Annotated in this window: 14 protein-coding genes, 2 pseudogenes and 1 riboswitch; of the genes and pseudogenes, 13 read left to right on the plus strand and 3 right to left on the minus strand. The window is 37.7% G+C overall.

Translation table 11 applies throughout. The annotated features are described in order from the left end of the window. Positions 1-167: 167 nt before the first annotated feature. Entirely contained in the window at positions 168-1,538 is a 1,371-nt protein-coding gene (gene mgtE / locus H1D32_RS19240) for a magnesium transporter (RefSeq protein ID WP_261179841.1), read from the minus strand. 219 nt (positions 1,539-1,757) lie between these two features. Further along, positions 1,758-1,923: riboswitch (M-box (ykoK) riboswitch) on the minus strand. A 167-nt stretch (positions 1,924-2,090) separates the two neighbouring features. On the opposite strand from mgtE, the gene H1D32_RS19245 reads away from it, so the two are divergent. The 3 genes and pseudogenes from H1D32_RS19245 to deoD all read left to right on the plus strand — a co-directional run bounded on the left by H1D32_RS19245 (position 2,091) and on the right by deoD (position 3,892). Further along, complete coding sequence (locus H1D32_RS19245) at positions 2,091-2,252, plus strand: hypothetical protein (protein ID WP_261179842.1); 162 nt, start codon at positions 2,091-2,093, stop codon at positions 2,250-2,252. 234 nt (positions 2,253-2,486) lie between these two features. Next, positions 2,487-2,738: a HesB-like (seleno)protein gene (locus H1D32_RS19250; RefSeq protein WP_396126263.1), complete on the plus strand. Its 252-nt coding sequence runs from the start codon at positions 2,487-2,489 to the stop codon at positions 2,736-2,738. A gap of 448 nt (positions 2,739-3,186) precedes the next feature. Further along, positions 3,187-3,892 (plus strand): annotated as a pseudogene (gene deoD, locus H1D32_RS19255) (purine-nucleoside phosphorylase). A 99-nt stretch (positions 3,893-3,991) separates the two neighbouring features. On the opposite strand, the gene H1D32_RS19260 reads toward deoD, so the two are convergent. Then, positions 3,992-4,177 carry a hypothetical protein gene (locus H1D32_RS19260; RefSeq protein ID WP_261179844.1) on the minus strand — a complete coding sequence of 62 codons (186 nt, stop codon included), beginning with the start codon at positions 4,175-4,177 and terminating at the stop codon, positions 3,992-3,994. A 206-nt stretch (positions 4,178-4,383) separates the two neighbouring features. Then, positions 4,384-5,181 (minus strand): ATP-grasp domain-containing protein, encoded by a 798-nt coding sequence (locus H1D32_RS19265; protein WP_261179845.1) that lies wholly within the window; start codon positions 5,179-5,181, stop codon positions 4,384-4,386. Positions 5,182-5,435: 254 nt separating this feature from the next. Here H1D32_RS19265 and H1D32_RS19270 point away from each other — a divergent pair. From H1D32_RS19270 to sigK, 10 genes and pseudogenes are all read left to right on the plus strand, one after another. Beyond that, positions 5,436-6,577, plus strand: a pseudogene (locus tag H1D32_RS19270) (acyl-CoA dehydrogenase). Between the two features lie 85 nt (positions 6,578-6,662). After that, a complete protein-coding gene (locus tag H1D32_RS19275) occupies positions 6,663-8,303 on the plus strand; it encodes an AMP-binding protein (protein WP_261179846.1) in 1,641 nt (546 codons plus the stop codon). Positions 8,304-8,340: 37 nt separating this feature from the next. Beyond that, on the plus strand, positions 8,341-9,687 hold the full coding sequence (gene accC, locus H1D32_RS19280) for an acetyl-CoA carboxylase biotin carboxylase subunit (protein ID WP_261179847.1): 1,347 nt from the start codon (positions 8,341-8,343) through the stop codon (positions 9,685-9,687). 24 nt (positions 9,688-9,711) lie between these two features. Further along, the gene (locus tag H1D32_RS19285) at positions 9,712-9,924 is read left to right on the plus strand and encodes an acetyl-CoA carboxylase biotin carboxyl carrier protein subunit (protein ID WP_261179848.1); all 213 of its coding nucleotides are present in this window, start codon (positions 9,712-9,714) and stop codon (positions 9,922-9,924) included. Between the two features lie 12 nt (positions 9,925-9,936). After that, positions 9,937-10,836 carry a hydroxymethylglutaryl-CoA lyase gene (locus tag H1D32_RS19290; RefSeq protein ID WP_261179849.1) on the plus strand — a complete coding sequence of 300 codons (900 nt, stop codon included), beginning with the start codon at positions 9,937-9,939 and terminating at the stop codon, positions 10,834-10,836. 34 nt (positions 10,837-10,870) lie between these two features. Then, positions 10,871-11,647, plus strand: a complete 777-nt coding sequence (locus H1D32_RS19295) for an enoyl-CoA hydratase (RefSeq protein ID WP_261179850.1) — start codon at positions 10,871-10,873, stop codon at positions 11,645-11,647. Between the two features lie 19 nt (positions 11,648-11,666). Beyond that, positions 11,667-13,196, plus strand: a complete 1,530-nt coding sequence (locus H1D32_RS19300; protein WP_261179851.1) for an acyl-CoA carboxylase subunit beta — start codon at positions 11,667-11,669, stop codon at positions 13,194-13,196. 30 nt (positions 13,197-13,226) lie between these two features. Then, a complete protein-coding gene (locus H1D32_RS19305; protein WP_261179852.1) occupies positions 13,227-13,916 on the plus strand; it encodes a CoA transferase subunit A in 690 nt (229 codons plus the stop codon). A 16-nt stretch (positions 13,917-13,932) separates the two neighbouring features. Continuing rightward, entirely contained in the window at positions 13,933-14,577 is a 645-nt protein-coding gene (locus H1D32_RS19310) for a CoA transferase subunit B (RefSeq protein ID WP_261180012.1), read from the plus strand. Positions 14,578-15,123: 546 nt separating this feature from the next. After that, positions 15,124-15,834 carry an RNA polymerase sporulation sigma factor SigK gene (gene sigK, locus H1D32_RS19315; protein WP_261179853.1) on the plus strand — a complete coding sequence of 237 codons (711 nt, stop codon included), beginning with the start codon at positions 15,124-15,126 and terminating at the stop codon, positions 15,832-15,834. Positions 15,835-16,722 lie beyond the last annotated feature (888 nt).

Below are 16,722 nucleotides of genomic sequence, written 5' to 3' on the forward strand. Positions count from 1 at the left end.
ATGAAATCGCACACAATTGTGTGCGATTTTTGGATTAATAGGCTATAGATGCGTTGTGTTGACGGGGTATGAGGATTAATATGTTGCGAAACCAGTGAAAGTCGCAACATAAAAATAAAATGTATAAAAACTCTGCATTGAGCAGAGTTTTTGAAATATACAATCGCTTAATGTGGTAAAAAATCAATTAAAGCGGTCGCGATTGAAAAGTAAATAATTAATCCTAATAAATCATTAATAGTTGTAATGAAGGGCCCGGAGGCTACTGCTGGATCAATCTTAAACTTATTAATAATTAATGGGACAATGGCACCAACCATTGTAGAAATACTTAATGTTACAAATAGGGATAAACCAACAATACCTGCTAACCAAAATCCTCCTTGGGGATATAGCAACGGAATTAAAATAAGTAGGGTGATGGCGCAAATTAAACCTAACATAATACCAGTTCCAAATTCCCGGCGTAGCATTTTACTAATCGTTGATTTATCGACGGCTCCTAAAGCTAAGCTTCGAACAACAACAGCTAAGGCTTGGGTTCCAGTATTACCCGCTGACCCCATAATCAAAGGAATAAAGACTGAGAGTAAAATGACTTCCTCAAGTGTGTCTTCAAACTGACCGATAACCCCGGCAGTTATTAGTCCAAGAAACATCAACATAATAATCCAAGGTGAACGTTTTTTAGCAGCTGTAAAAGAGGTTACGTTCGTGTCTAATGATCCTCTTACAGCAAACATTTCACCAAAGTCTTCTTCTGTTTCTTCTTCAACAACATCCATAATATCATCTACCGTAATAATCCCGACAAGTTTGCCTTGGGCTGTTACGGGTATCGCTAAAAAGTCGTACTTTTTGATAATCCTAGCTACTTCTTCTTGGTCTGTATGTGTTTCTACAGATTTTACTCTTGATAACATGACTTCTTCAATTTTTTCTTCTAAAGGAGAGATAATTAAGTCTCTTAAGGAAACAACACCGACGAGTTTCAGTTGTTGATCGATAACATAAAGGTAGTAAATGGTTTCTGCTTCAGGCGCTTCAGTACGCAATCTCTTCATTACCTCGGCGACAGTTTCCATGCACGACACTGAAATGAACTCAGTTGTCATAATTGCCCCTGCAGTTTGGTCCTCATATTTTAATAAATGGATAACCTCTTGAGCCTCTTCTGTTTCCATCATTCCTAGATAAAGCTCTTTTGTTATTTCAGGTAATTCACCTAAAAAGTCAGCGATGTCGTCATAAGACATATTGTTAATAACATCTATCGCATAATTTTGCTGAAGTTCAGCAATATATTGCTTTTGCTCCTCAGGCTCTAATCCTTGAAAAATTTCAGCGAATTCCTCAGGAGATAGGAATTTATATATAGTATGGCGCTGTTTTTTCGTAATTTTATTGAATAACTCAATTTGGTCTGTTGGGTGTAATTCAAAAAATAATTCTCTGAAATCTTTAATGTTTTGATCGTTTAGCGTTTCAATTAATTGTCTAGTATAGCCTTCACGATTTTCTTGGTCTAATCTTACCATAGGAATTACCTCCTTCTCAGGACCCCAAAAACCAATAATGGAAAATGAAAATCCTGCTTTTGTTTTTAGTATTGTGCATTAAAAAATGACTACTATTCGAGTCAGGATCCATTTCCCCACCACCTTTTTTAAAACGTCAAAAAACACCTTCTACGAATGAAGGTGTTAAATAGCATACGGAAAAAAGCATACTTTAGTAAGGAAGTAAGCTAATGCGTAAAAGTCCTTCTTTCGTAGAGCTTTAGCACTGTGCGGCATAGGAATACATCCAGCTACATTAAAAACCACCTTAAGTCGATAGTTTCTGTTGACCCATTGGCGTCTTTGGACATTTTTGGGCAGCAGCATATCTCCAGCACAGGAGCCTCACCTAACGAAGGTATTCATTTGTCTTGTTTAGGTTATCGAACAAAAACTAGACTGTCAACCTAAAACTTAAAGTTCGAAATAAAGGAACTTTTCAAAAAATGTTCAAAAACTTCTTGAAAATAAGGGTACATAAAGCATATAATGATAGTGAAAATTATTCTCAATCAGGAGAGTGAGAGCGTTATGGTGTATGGACTTATTTTATTAACTATTGTTGTTTATTTTCTAATTATTATCCGTATTTTTTATGGAATTAACGACGTTAGGACGGTTTCTTTCGTTACAAAATTAAAAGGTGTTTTTAAAACAAAGGATCTTGAGACAATAAATACTCATGCAAAGTAGGTAAACAACTTTACCTGCTTTTTGTATTTCTTGAAGTATATTTTGCTAAAAGAATTTACGTTTACAGGTCTTCTTCCTTGTGAATAATAAATATTATTGGTACGATAATTAAGCATGATAATTTATACTTTTAGGGAAATATTCTTGTTACTAAGCAAAGCTTAGTTTTTTAGAATACTTCATGAAAGATTTTTGAGGTGAAAAAATGAAAATTACAGAGGAAGCAAAAGCGTTATTCAAGAAGTACTTGAACAAAACAACGCAAAAGGAATTAAAGTCATTTTTGCAGGAATGGGCTGAGGTGGCCCAAAATTAGGATTGTCTCTGGAAGAGGCAACAGACCAGGATATCGTTGAAACAATTAACGGTGTACAAGTAGCATTTGAAAAAAGCATTAAAGACCAAACTGAGGGGTTAACCCTGGATTTCCAAGAAACTCCACAAGGTTCTGGCCTTGTTATGGTTGGAATTAACGAATGTTGTTAAAATCGCGGGACTAACCTATTACTTAGGTTAGTCCCTTCCTACCTGATTAGGTATTTTTTATTAATTCGAGGAAATATTGTGTTATAATTAATATATAACAGATCGAGAGTGCGTCTAAAAGATAAGGATCTTTTGTTGTATAACAATTTATACAGGAAGGGTTGTGCTCATGGATTATAGTGATTTTTGAGTAGTAAGGATATTGAAAAGGTAAAGCACTTGCAGAGAAGCTAAAGACAACATCTTGTTTTGATGAAAGAAAAAGGTTGGTTACGAAAAAAACATTAGTTATTGAAAAAGCTAGGGTTAAAAGGGAAAAAAACTTACCGCAATAACATATTTTTAAAGGTCCCTTCATGTATAACGTCTCTCACAAAGGAAAGCTTAATAGAGATGGTTATAAGGGGATTTTTTTGTATGAGAATTAGACATGTAGGAGGAAATGTAAATGAGTGTACATATAGGTGCTAAAGAAAATGAAATAGCTGAGTCAATTTTATTACCAGGGGATCCGTTACGAGCAAAATTTATAGCTGAAAATTTTTAGATAACCCACAATGCTATAACGAAGTTCGTGGAATGCTAGGGTTTACAGGTACATATAAAGGAAAGCGAGTTTCTGTCCAAGGAACTGGTATGGGAATTCCATCAATATCGATTTATGCACAAGAATTAATGCAAAGCTATGGTGTCAAAAATTTAATTCGAGTTGGGACATGCGGTGCTATTCAGGAAGATGTGAAAGTGAGGGACTTGATCATTGCAATGAGTGCTTCTACTGACTCGTCTGTGAATAGAGTTAGGTTTAAGGGAATTGACTATGCTCCAACAGCAAATTTTGATTTATTAAAAACGGCTTATGATATTGCCATAAGTCGCAATAAAAAGTAAGCGTCGGAAGTGTATTTACGAGCGATACATTTTACAATGAAGATAAAGCAGCAGTTGAAAATTGGGCGAAGCATGGTATTTTAGCGTTGGAAATGGAAACAACGGCTCTTTACACGTTAGCTGCTAAGTTTGGAGCTAGAGCTCTTTCGATTTTAACTGTGAGTGACCACGTGTTAACTGGAGAAGAAACAACTTCTGAAGAACGTCAAAAAACATTTGGCGAGATGGTTGAGATCGCCTTAGATACGGCCATTCAATTTTAGAAATAAATAAAAAGCGAAGGGAGTCCTTTGCTTTTTTATTTTGGTTATTTATTTAGAGTGATAGCTAGCTTGATTAGGGTAATTATGAAATTCACTCGGTTATAAAAATATTCTTAGTCCTAAAGCGATCATACCAACTGCTGATACGTATAACCATAATTTTAGCTTCGCCAGCTTCTTTTCAACAGCCTCATTTGTTACGATATTTTCTTTTCTAAGTGTTTCTTGAATCATGACAATAATTTTATCTTCTCTCGGAAGTTTTTCTATGGATTTATTTATCATATTTTCCGTTTTTTCATTAGTGGGAACATCCTCTAATTGCTTTAAACGATCCTCTAAAAGGACAACTTTTGTTTTAGTTCATTGACCTCATCTCTTAAGTCTTTATTGTGTGGCATGGTATTTCCCTCCTCAGCAAAATCCTTTCCCCCATTTACTACTATATGCGATGGAATGGAGTCTGAAAGGGACAGGTGTCAGTAAAAATGCTAGATTTTCTTAAATCTTCTAAGGACGGCCTCTCGATATACGTCTGCAACTTTTCGTTGCCTGTCAGGATTATTCTTACAATATTCATCAAGCATGACCTGTTCATTAATTTCTAAGACATGTAATCCTCTAGAAGTTTGTAAAATATCTACTGTACAGAAATCTAATTCTAAGGCACTAGCTGCTTTATTAGCAAGAGTAGCTAGTTGGGGAGCTTGTTCATCGGGAATATCAATTGCTATAGCTCCACTAATTAAATTGTGCTTCCATGAGGTTGTTCGTTGTTTTCCTAAAAATAATTTTGGTTTGCTTGCTAATGTGACAATTCTATATTCATACGTAGCCTCTTCGTATGGGCTAATGGAAGCGTTGACTCCTAATTGAAAAAGTAGTTTCAAGCACTTAATTAACTCTTCTATTGACGTTACTTTATAAACATTATTTCCTTGAGAGCCGTTATCCTGTTTTACTACAACCTTTTTATTCCATTGAGAAAATAGCTGCTTGGCTAGTTCAAAAGAGTCATTTTTGCTAAATCTCGAACTAGTGTTCATTAAAAAAGCGTGTTCAATTGCTGGGATATCGTAATATTTTAAAGTCTCATACGTTCCAGACTTACTCATCGCTGTTTTTGCTGCTGCGCTATTGTTTAATCCAACCTCAACGTCATGCATTAAGAAAGATTTCTCTCCTAGTATGGCACGATACAAGTAGTTCGGGACAATTTCTTCAAAAGATACACCATCATTCTTTACTGAATGTTGGATTAAGTTCAAATAAGGACGATTTGTTGTCAAAGTAAAGTCTCCTCTTTCGCGTTAATTCTATAAGTATTGTATCAGTAAAAGTTAGCTTTTAATACAGACCCATCTTGTCAAGTGACAAACTTTCAAAATTTCAAGGAAAAATATTATTAAAATTCTAAATATTATAATATAATAGAATTGAAGTTTGGTTTTGAACCGAATGAGCGGTTGTTCAGGGTGATAAGTCAAGTTTTTCTTTTGAGAGAAAATGAAAACACTTACATTGGAAAATAAGGGGGATACAAATGAATTTTGAATTAACAAAAGAACAACAAATGATCAAAGAAATGGTTAGGGACTTTGCGAAAAACGAAATTGCTCCTTATGCGACCGAGTTAGACAAAACTGAACGCTTCCCAATTGAAACCTTTAGAAAAATGGGGGAGTTAGGACTGATGGGAATCCCTTTTTCTGAGGAGTATGGCGGTTCCGGTGGGGATACCATCTCCTACATTTTAGCTGTTGAGGAAATTGGGAAAGCTTGCGGAAGTACTGGCTTAAGTTATGCTGCAACAACTTCATTAGGTGCAAGTCCGCTATATTATTTTGGAACTGAAGAGCAAAAAAGAGAGCATCTTGTCCCGCTAGCTTCAGGAAAATCATTAGGGGCATTTGGTTTAACTGAACCTAATGCAGGCTCAGATGCTGGTGGAACACAAACAAAGGCTATTGTTGATGGAGATGATTTTGTTATCAACGGCGAGAAGTGCTGGATCACTAATGCCTCCTTTGCTAGAACAGTGATTGTGACAGCGGTAACGGGAAAAGATGAGCGAGGAAAAAATATCATCTCAGCAATCATCGTACCGACTGATACGAAGGGACTTACAATTAATACACCGTATGAAAAAATGGGGGTTCGAGCTTCCAATACGACGGAATTAGTTTTAGAAGATGTTCGTGTACCTAGATCAAATTTATTAGGCGATCCACAAAAGGTTTCGGACAATTTCTTTATACATTAGATGGCGGAAGGATTTCGATTGCTAGTCTTGCAGTTGGAATTGCTCAAGCGGCATTTGAAGCAGCTTTAAAATATTCTCAAGAAAGAAAGCAGTTTGGGAAGGCTATCTCTAATTTCCAAGCCATTCAATTTAAATTAGCTGATATGGCGATGGAAATTGAATTAGCTAGAAACATGGTACTAAAAGCGGCATGGTTAAAAGATCAAGATAAACCATTTAAGAAAGAAGCTGCATATGCGAAGTTATTTGCTTCTGAAATGGCTACACGAGTTTGTAATCAGGCCATTCAAATTCATGGTGGCTATGGCTATATGCGTGAATATCAAGTAGAACGCTATTTGAGAGATGCAAAATTAATGGAGATAGGTGAAGGAACTTCAGAAGTTCAAAGAATGGTGATTGCTCGTCAATTACTTTCATAAAGTTAAGTAAAAGTTTAGTCTTTCTGACTAGTTTTCTAAACTAGTCAGATACATAAATTTATGAACACTTATAAGGAGGCGTGGAATGGCTGCCGAAATTAAATTAACTATTGGTGAGTTGCTAGAGAGTGTTGCAAATAAATTTCCTACGAAAGATGCCCTCGTATACCCAGATCGAGGCTTACGATTATCTTATGAGCAATTTAATCATAAATGTAAAGACGTTGCCAAAGGATTAATGAAGCTTGGGATCAAGAAAGGCGAACATGTGGCAATTTGGGCGTCCAACCGTCCAGAGTGGGTGACCAGTCAATTTGCCACAGGTAAAATTGGAGCAGTGTTAGTAACGGTGAACACAAATTACCGTTCGTCAGAGTTAGAATATTTATTAAAACAATCTGATTCCACAACGTTAATTTTAATGGAGCAATTTAAAGATACTTCTTATATTGAAATGCTGTATGAAATCATTCCTGAATTAAAAGAAGCAGAGCCGGGCAAATTGCAATCAGAAAAATTCCCTTTTTTAAAAAACGTGATTGTCCTAGGTGAAACCAGCTATCCTGGTACTTTTTTATGGGAGGATATTGTTTCTTTTAAAGATGAGGTATCCGATCAGGAGTTAGTAAAACGCATCTCCACACTTCATCCAAATGATGCAATTAATATGCAGTACACTTCTGGTACAACGGGGTTCCCGAAAGGGGTTATGTTAACACACTATAATATTGTGAATAACGCAGTAAATATTGCAGAATGTATGAATTTAACAGAGCAGGATCGTATGTGTATTCCAGTTCCTTTCTTTCATTGTTTTGGCTGTGTCCTTGGCACCCTTGCTTGTGTCACTGTAGGGGCGACGATGGTTCCGGTTCAAGAATACAATGTAAAAGATGTGTTAACAGCAGTTGAACAAGAGAAATGTACAGCTCTTCATGGTGTACCAACCATGTTTATCTCACAGCTGAATGACCCTGATTTTGATAAGTATGATCTATCTAGTTTAAGGACTGGAATTATGGCTGGTTCACCTTGTCCGATTGAGGTCATGAAAGCCGTAGTGACAAAAATGGGGGCTGACCAAATCACGATCGCTTACGGTCAAACAGAATCGTCTCCTGTTATTACGCAAACGAGGGTATATGATCCTATTGAGCTACGTGTAGCGTCAGTTGGAAAAGCACTTCCAAAAGTGGAGGTGAAAATTGTTGACCCGACCACAAACGAGGAGGTCCCTCGTGGGGTTCAAGGAGAGTTATGCACAAGAGGATATCAAGTTATGAAAGGTTACTATAAAAATCCAGAAGCAACGAGTGCTGCCATAGACCATGAGGGATGGTTACATACAGGGGATTTAGCTGTAATGGATGATGATGGTTACTGTAAGATAACAGGTCGTCTAAAGGATATGATCATCCGTGGTGGTGAAAATATTTATCCAAGAGAAATTGAAGAGTTTTTATATCAGCATCCCAAAGTTGTTGACGTTCAAGTGGTAGGTGTGCCTGACGAAAGGTTTGGTGAAGAAGTAGTTGCTTGGTTGAAACTTAAAGAAGGTGAAACAGCTACAGATGAGGAAATTCGCCAATTCTGTTTAGGGAAAATCGCCCGCTATAAAGTCCCTAAGTATATCGTTTTTTGTGAGGAATACCCAATGACTGCTTCTGGGAAAATTCAAAAATTTAAATTACGGGAGCAGTCAGTTGCGCTAACAAAAGTCACTTAAAGCTAAATAATAGAGAGAAAAAAAGAGGAGTGAGCCGATGTTTAAGAAAATATTAATTGCGAACCGTGGAGAGATTGCCATTCGGGTGATGCGCACCTGTAAAAAACTAGGCATAAAAACGGTAGCTGTTTATTCAGAAGCAGATGCCCAGGCTCTCCATGTAAAATACGCAGATGAAGCATTTTTACTAGGTCCACCTAGAGTAAATGAAAGCTATTTAAAAGTGGAGAAAATTATTGAGATAGCTAAACATACAGGAGCAGAGGCTGTTCATCCAGGATACGGTCTTTTATCAGAAAATGCCAACTTTGCTAGAGCGTGTGAAAATGCGGGTATTACGTTTATAGGACCTAGCCCCGAGGTAATTGAAAGTATGGGTAGTAAAATTGAGGCTAGGAAAACGATGGAAAAAGCCAATGTGCCCATTGTTCCAGGTGGGAATGAACCATTAGTTGATGCTGAGGAAGCAGTTCTTAGGGCTCGCGAAATGGGCTTTCCAGTCATGTTAAAAGCATCAAGTGGTGGTGGCGGAATTGGCATGCAAATTGTTCAAGATGAGGAACAATTACTAAAGGCGTTTGCTAGTAACCAAAAGCGTGCTCAAGATTTCTTTGGCGATGGTGCGATGTATTTAGAAAAATATATTGCTAACCCGCGGCATATCGAGATTCAAGTGCTGGCAGATAAAGCTGGGAATACCGTTTATCTTTGGGAAAGAGAATGCTCAATCCAAAGACGTCATCAGAAAGTAGTAGAAGAAGCCCCATCACCATTTCTAGATCCTGAAACGAGGAGGAAAATGGGCGAAGCTGCAGTGAGAGCTGCAAAAGAAATTGGCTATGAAAATGCCGGAACAATTGAATTTCTAGTAGATGAGGAAAAGAATTTTTACTTCTTAGAGATGAATACAAGATTACAAGTAGAACACCCTGTTACAGAGGAAATTACAGGTTTAGACTTAGTCGAACAGCAATTGAAAATAGCCTCTGGTGAATTACTACAATTTCAACAAGAGGATGTTCAATTACAGGGGCATGCCATCGAGGTAAGAATTTATGCAGAGGATCCGGTTCGATTTTTTCCATCACCAGGTCAAATTACTGCTTACATTCTTCCACAAGGTGAGAATATACGGAATGAAACGGGTGTTGATGAAACGAGTAAAGTCACTCCTTTTTATGATCCAATGATTGCAAAATTGATTGTGCGGGGAAATGATCGACAAAGTGCGATCAATGAACTCCAAAAAGCATTAAGTCAGTATCATGTCGAGGGAATAAAAACAAATATTCCAATGCTAAAACGAGTAGCCGAGCATGATGCATTTATTAATGGCGATACGACTACTAGCTTCGTAGAAACATATTTAAACCAATCAAAATAACCGAAATTATAGGAGGAAAAGAACATGGAGAAAGTTTTAGCAAGCATGGCAGGAAATGTTTGGAAGGTACTAGTAAAAGAAGGCGATCAAGTCGAAGAAGGCCAAGATGTCGTCATTTTAGAATCAATGAAAATGGAAATTCCAATTGCTGTAGAGGTGTCCGGGACAGTTCAAAGTGTCAAGATTAATGAAGGTGATTTTGTCAATGAGGATGATGTTTTAATCATTGTTGAGTAACAGGAGGCCGCTATGTTTCCTAACAAAGTTACGATAAAAGAAGTTGGTCCACGCGATGGCCTACAAAATGAAAAAACGATTATTACGGTTGACGATAAAGTATCCTGGATTAATATGCTTTCTGAAACTGGACTATCTTATATTGAGGTTACTTCCTTTGTAAATCCGAAGTGGATACCTGCATTAGCGGACTGTTTTGAAGTAGCGACAAGGATTGAGAAAAAGCCAGGCGTCACCTATGCGGCTTTAGTGCCAAACCAAAAAGGCTTAGAAAAAGCGTTACAAGCGGACATTGATGAAATCTCAATTTTTATGTCTGCTAGTGAATCACATAACTTAAAAAATATTAATAAATCAATCCAAGAAACATACCCTGTACTAAACGGAGTTGTAAAGGATGCTTTAGCTGCCGAAAAGTCTGTTCGTGGATATCTATCCACTGTTTTTGGTTGTCCCTACGAGGGTGAAATCAATATTGATCAAGTAATAGAAGTGACAGAAAAACTTTTTGAAATGGGAGTTTCTGAACTATCGCTTGGGGATACGATTGGAGTTGCTACCCCAAGACAAGTTCAACTTTTCCTTGAACAGTTCTTAAAACGGTTTCCGAAAGAAAAAATTGCCCTTCATTTTCATGATACAAGGGGTACAGCATTAGCGAATATTTTCGCAAGTCTAGAAATGGGGATGACTGTATTTGATAGTTCACTAGGAGGTTTAGGTGGATGCCCTTACGCTCCGGGTGCCTCAGGAAATGTTGCTACCGATGATGTGAACTACATGTTAAAGAAGATGGGTATTGAAACAAATATTGAAGATGAAAAGTTACTAGATGCAGCTCAATTTATTGAAACATGTCTAAATAAAAGACTTATGAGTCATAGCATGTTAATTAATCGTAGTAAATGTTGATAGAGTACTAGTTTACTTGGAAGGAGGAGAAGTGGTGGGAAGTGAAGCAATACTTTCTATACAAGAAAATGAAATCGCCATCATATTACTAAACCGCCCTGAAAAAGCCAATGCCTTATCTGTTCAAATGCTAACTGAACTCCAAGAAATTATCCAACAAATAAAATACAATCCAGCAATTCGCTGTGTCATTATTACTGGTGCCGGTGAAAAAGCGTTTTGTGCAGGCGCTGATCTAAAAGAGCGAGCAACAATGAATCAACAGGAGGTTCGGAAGACGGTTGCCCTCATTCGCAAGACGATTAACGATCTTGAAGAGCTACCAAAGCCTGTCATTGCAGCAATAAATGGGGTAGCACTTGGTGGTGGAACTGAACTTGCCCTTGCTTGTGATATTCGAATAGCAGCTAATAGAGCAATGCTGGGACTAACCGAGACTTCTCTGGGAATTATTCCTGGTGCTGGTGGAACGCAACGGTTAGCACGTTTAGTTGGTAAGGGAAAAGCCAAAGAGTTAATTTATACAGCGAAAAAAATAGTGGCAAATGAAGCTGAAAGAATTGGTCTTGTGGAGCATGTGGACGAGGATTTTATGAGCAAAGCAATGGAACTTGCAAAACAAATATGTAAAAATGCCCCAATTGCGATTTCTCAAGCTAAGCTTGCTATCGACAAGGGGTATGAAATGGATCTTCAAGCAGGTTTAGCGTTTGAACAAGCCGCTTATGAAATTACAATCCCAACAAAAGATCGTTTAGAAGGCTTACAAGCGTTTAAAGAAAAGAGACCGCCAAATTATACTGGTGAATAGAGAGAAGGAGGCTAACGGAATGTCGTTAGAAGATCGTTTACGTGAGCGTGTCGCCCAAATTTCAAAAGGTGGCGCCGAGAAGTATCATCAAAGTAACGCAGAAAAAGGGAAACTTTTTGTTCGAGAGAGACTAAACCTATTATTAGATGAGGGTGTTGAGATTGAAGATGGCCTGTTAGCTAACTGCCAGGATGAGACATTGCCTGCTGATGGTGTTGTCACTGGAATGGGGAAAATCAATGGACAATCTGTTTGCTTTATGGCCAATGACTCAACAGTAAAAGCTGGATCATGGGGAGCAAGAACGGTAGAGAAGATTATCAGAATTCAAGAGACTGCTGAAAAGTTAAAAGTACCGATGATTTACTTGGTAGATTCAGCGGGAGCTAGAATCACTGATCAAATCGAAATGTTTCCAGGTCGTAGAGGAGCAGGAAGAATTTTTTACAATCAAGTAAAGCTTTCAGGGAAAATCCCACAAGTTTGTGTTCTTTTTGGCCCTTCAGCTGCAGGCGGTGCTTACATCCCAGCATTTTGCGATGTGGTCATCATGGTTGAAGGAAATGCTTCCATGTACCTTGGCTCGCCGCGGATGGCTGAAATGGTCATAGGTGAAAAAGTAACGCTGGAGGAAATGGGTGGAGCAAAAATGCATTGCTCAGTCTCAGGGTGTGGAGATATTCTAGCAAAAAATGAACCTGATGCCATTGATCAAGCACGTAAATATTTATCCTACTTACCGCAAAACTACTTAGAAAAGCCGAAAATCGTAGAGACAGTTAAGGTTAAAGAATTTGATAAATCAATTGAAGATATTATTCCAAAAAACCAAAATGCTCCTTTTAATATGGTTGATTTAATCAATCGTGTTGTTGATGAGAATAGCTTTTTTGAAATTAAGAAGCTTTTTGCTCCAGAGCTACTAACAGGCTTTGCAAGAATTGATGGCCAATCAGTCGGAATTATTGCCAATCAGCCGCGAGTAAAAGGTGGCGTATTGTTCCATGATTCTGCTGATAAAGCAGCTAAGTTTATTACATTATGCGATGCTTTCCATATTCCACTTGTGTTTTTAGCGGATATTCCAGGATTTATGATTGGAACAAAAGTAGAACGTGCAGGGATCATTCGCCATGGGGCAAAAATGATTTCAGCAATGGCTGAGGCAACTGTTCCAAAAATCTCAATCATCGTCCGAAAAGCTTATGGTGCCGGTCTTTATGCGATGGCGGGTCCAGCATTTGATCCCGATTGCTGCTTAGCTTTACCAACAGCCTCGATTGCTGTTATGGGGCCAGAGGCAGCGGTAAATGCTGTTTATGCGAACAAAATTGCTCAGCTAAGTGAAGAAGAGCGTCCAGCATTTATTGAGGAAAAGCGAAGTGAGTACCGCGAAGATGTTGATATTTATCGTTTAGCTTCAGAATTAATTATTGATGGAATTATCCCAGCCAACTCACTACGTCATGAATTAAGTACTCGCCTTTCGATGTATATGTCTAAATATGTAGTGTTCTCTGAAAGAAAACATCCAGTTTATCCTGTTTAACATTTATCTATATAAGGGAGAGTGAGATTGTTGAAACCAATTTATACTTCATTTGTTGATGCCGTAAAAGATATTCAAGATGGAGCAACTTTAATGGTAGGTGGTTTTGGTTTAGTTGGAATTCCCGAAAATTTGATTAAAGCACTACTCGAGCGAGAGGTCAAAGATTTAACTGTCATCTCCAATAACTGTGGTGTGGATGAGTGGGGACTTGGCTTGCTGTTGAAAAACAAGCAAATTAAAAAAATGATTGCATCCTATGTCGGTGAAAATAAAGAATTTGAACGTCAAGTATTATCTGGAGAACTTGAAGTTGAACTAGTACCGCAGGGAACGCTAGCAGAGAAAATTCGAGCTGGTGGTGCAGGGATTCCGGCCTTTTTTACACCTGCTGGAGTAGGAACTCCAATTGCTGAAGGCAAAGAGACTCGGGTTTTTAATGGGAAAGAATACTTGCTTGAAGAAGCTCTTGTTGCTGATTTTAGTTTAGTTAGAGCAATGAAGGGCGATAAGCTTGGAAACTTAATTTATAACAAAACAGCGCAAAACTTTAACCCAATGATTGCTACTGCAGGAAAGATTACGATTGCTGAAGTTGAAGAGCTCTATGAAATAGGCGAACTTCACCCGGAGCAAATTCATACGCCAAGTGTTTATGTGCAACGACTCATTGTTGGTAAGCAAGAGAAACGCATCGAACGACTAACTGTTAGTGATTAATGAAAGGGAGGCGTAAATAGTGAATATTCGCGAACGAATTGCCCGCCGTGCCGAAAAAGAAGTGCAAGATGGATTTTTCGTAAATTTAGGGATCGGAATGCCAACGCTTGTTGCCAACTATATTTCTGAAGATAAACAAGTTGTTCTTCAGTCAGAAAATGGTTTATTAGGTATAGGTCCCTATCCTACAAAAGAAAAAGTCGATCCCGATCTAATCAATGCAGGGAAAGAAACTGTAACAGCCATTAAGGGTGCCGCTTATTTTAGTAGTGCTGAATCCTTTGCAATGATCCGTGGTGGTCATATTGACCTTGCCATTTTAGGTGCGATGGAAGTCGCTGAAAATGGTGATTTAGCAAACTGGATGATCCCGGGGAAAATGATAAAAGGAATGGGCGGAGCCATGGATTTAGTTCATGGTGCCAAAAAGGTTGTCATCATTATGGAGCATGTGAACAAAAAAGGAGAACCTAAAATTCTAAAAAACTGTACCCTCCCTTTGACGGGGAAAGGAGTAGTAAATAGAATTATTACTGATCGCGCTGTGATAGATGTTACTGAAAATGGTTTAAAGCTAATTGAGGTAATGGAAGGATACACAGTTGAGGATATCAAAAACTCGACCGAGCCTGAGTTAATCATTGCAGAAAATTTACAATAAGTAGGAAAGTGACTGACACTACGATTTAGGGTCAGTCGCTTTTTTTTGATACAGCGATTAACTGTAAATCTACGTCGCAAACCATAAGGCTTTGTTGGAGTGAGTTACTTGGTAACAGGGGCATTTTGTTTTTTTAAAGGCTCTTTTAATAAACTTTGTTGCTTTTAGGTCGTCTTTTGAGAATAAATAAGCCATTGGGACAAATTTATTTGTCCCAATGGCTTATTTATTCTCAAAAGCTTCACGCACAGCGTGAAGAACCAAGCATTGGCTTGGTTACGACCTAAAAGCTAATAGCACCAATCTTTTAGAAAAGAGCCTTTCGTAAACATTGTGAAAATAAAATAAATCATTATTTGACCGCTTACAGCCACCGAATGTTAGAAAAGATGCTCCTGAGGCTTTGGATATATCTTGTCATTACTAGCTAAATTACAAGCAACAAACTTTGAGGAAAACATTCTTTTTAAAAGAATTAAATATGTACAGACACACACAAGCTCACCATTACATAAGTATAGAATAAATGCCTATGGAGGTGAGCGGATGTCCAGTATTATCGCAGCACTAAGTTATTTCATTAAAGAAATAGTCTTCTTTGTCTCGTTTGTAAAAAACAATGCGTTCCCGCAACCGTTAAAAGAGGAGGAAGAACAAAAATATTTAAAGCTTATGGCTGAGGGAGACGACATTGCCAGAAACCGCTTGATCGAGCATAATTTACGGCTTGTTGCACATATTGTTAAGAAATTTGAAAACACAAGAGAAGATACAGAAGACTTAATATCGATCGGAACAATTGGATTGATGAAAGCAATTGATAGCTATTCAACTGGAAAAGGAACAAAACTAGCCACATATGCGGCCCGTTGTATAGAGAATGAAATCCTCATGCATCTAAGAGCTTTAAAGAAAGTTAAAAAAGATGTTTCTCTTCATGATCCAATTGGAACAGATAAGGAAGGGAACGAAATTACTCTTATCGATGTCCTCCAGGCAGATACTGCCGATGTCGTCGATACAATCCAGTTAAAGATGGAAAAAAAGCAAGTGTATGACTATATCCATATTCTAGATGACAGAGAGAAAGAAGTGATCATTGGTCGCTTTGGACTTGATATGAAAAAGGAACGGACACAACGAGAAATTGCCAAAGACTTGGGCATCTCACGAAGCTATGTGTCGCGCATTGAAAAGCGAGCTTTGATGAAGCTGTTTCATGAGTTTTATAAGCAGAGCCAGAAGGGGAAGAAGTAATTTTTTAGCTTTACCTGAGACAGAGGGGACAATTACATTATGACCGTAGCCAAGCAAAGCTTGGCTCTTCACGCATAGCGTGAAGTTTGTAAACTAAATGAGGCGTAGGGACAAATCCATTTGTCCCTACGCCTCATTTAGTTTACGAAAGCGGTCAAAATGCGAAATACACCGGAAATATTTAAAGAGTTTATAGGAAGAAGTTTTATTATTTAAAAAGAAGCAATGCAAATACAGGGGTTCTAGCATGGCATTAGCCCATGATATTCCGCGAATAACAAATCGGCATTCTAGTAAATATTTTATAAATTTGTTTATCTAAGTGACGGTCCGTAACAACGACAATCGTTAAATCCGTTAACTCAGGAGTACGTTGAATTTTTCTTAATCAGTATGTATTGCTGAATATTTTAGAATTTTATATTGATGGAGAAAGGTAGTATGTTGATGAGGTAGCTCCGATACGACAATTTCAAAGATGCACCAAATAAAATCACTAATAAAAAAACTAACAGGTTTATTTCAAAGGTGCAAACAAGCCACTCACAATCAAAAACACATGTGATTTCACAGCAGGAATCACATGTGTTTTTTTATTGTTATATCAGTTTTTCATTACAAAATAGATTTGAAATCACAAAATAATTCACCTCCCCTTTCACATAGGTGGAAATAAATATTTCCTTCTTGTGATTTCGATGTGATTTCTATTTGCTATGTGTATTATCCAAAGGTACTTAAAATAAGTGGAGATTTTCCCCTTATGCTTCGGAATATAGCTTGGTTAGGGGGAAATAAGGGGAGGTTTTCCCTTTAATATAGCAAAATAATCAAATTTTCATGTTTATTTAGTAAATAGCGGGAAATTTTCCTTCTATTTTAACTCTT

It is taken from the genome of Anaerobacillus sp. CMMVII (genome assembly GCF_025377685.1).
Taxonomy (GTDB): domain Bacteria; phylum Bacillota; class Bacilli; order Bacillales; family Anaerobacillaceae; genus Anaerobacillus.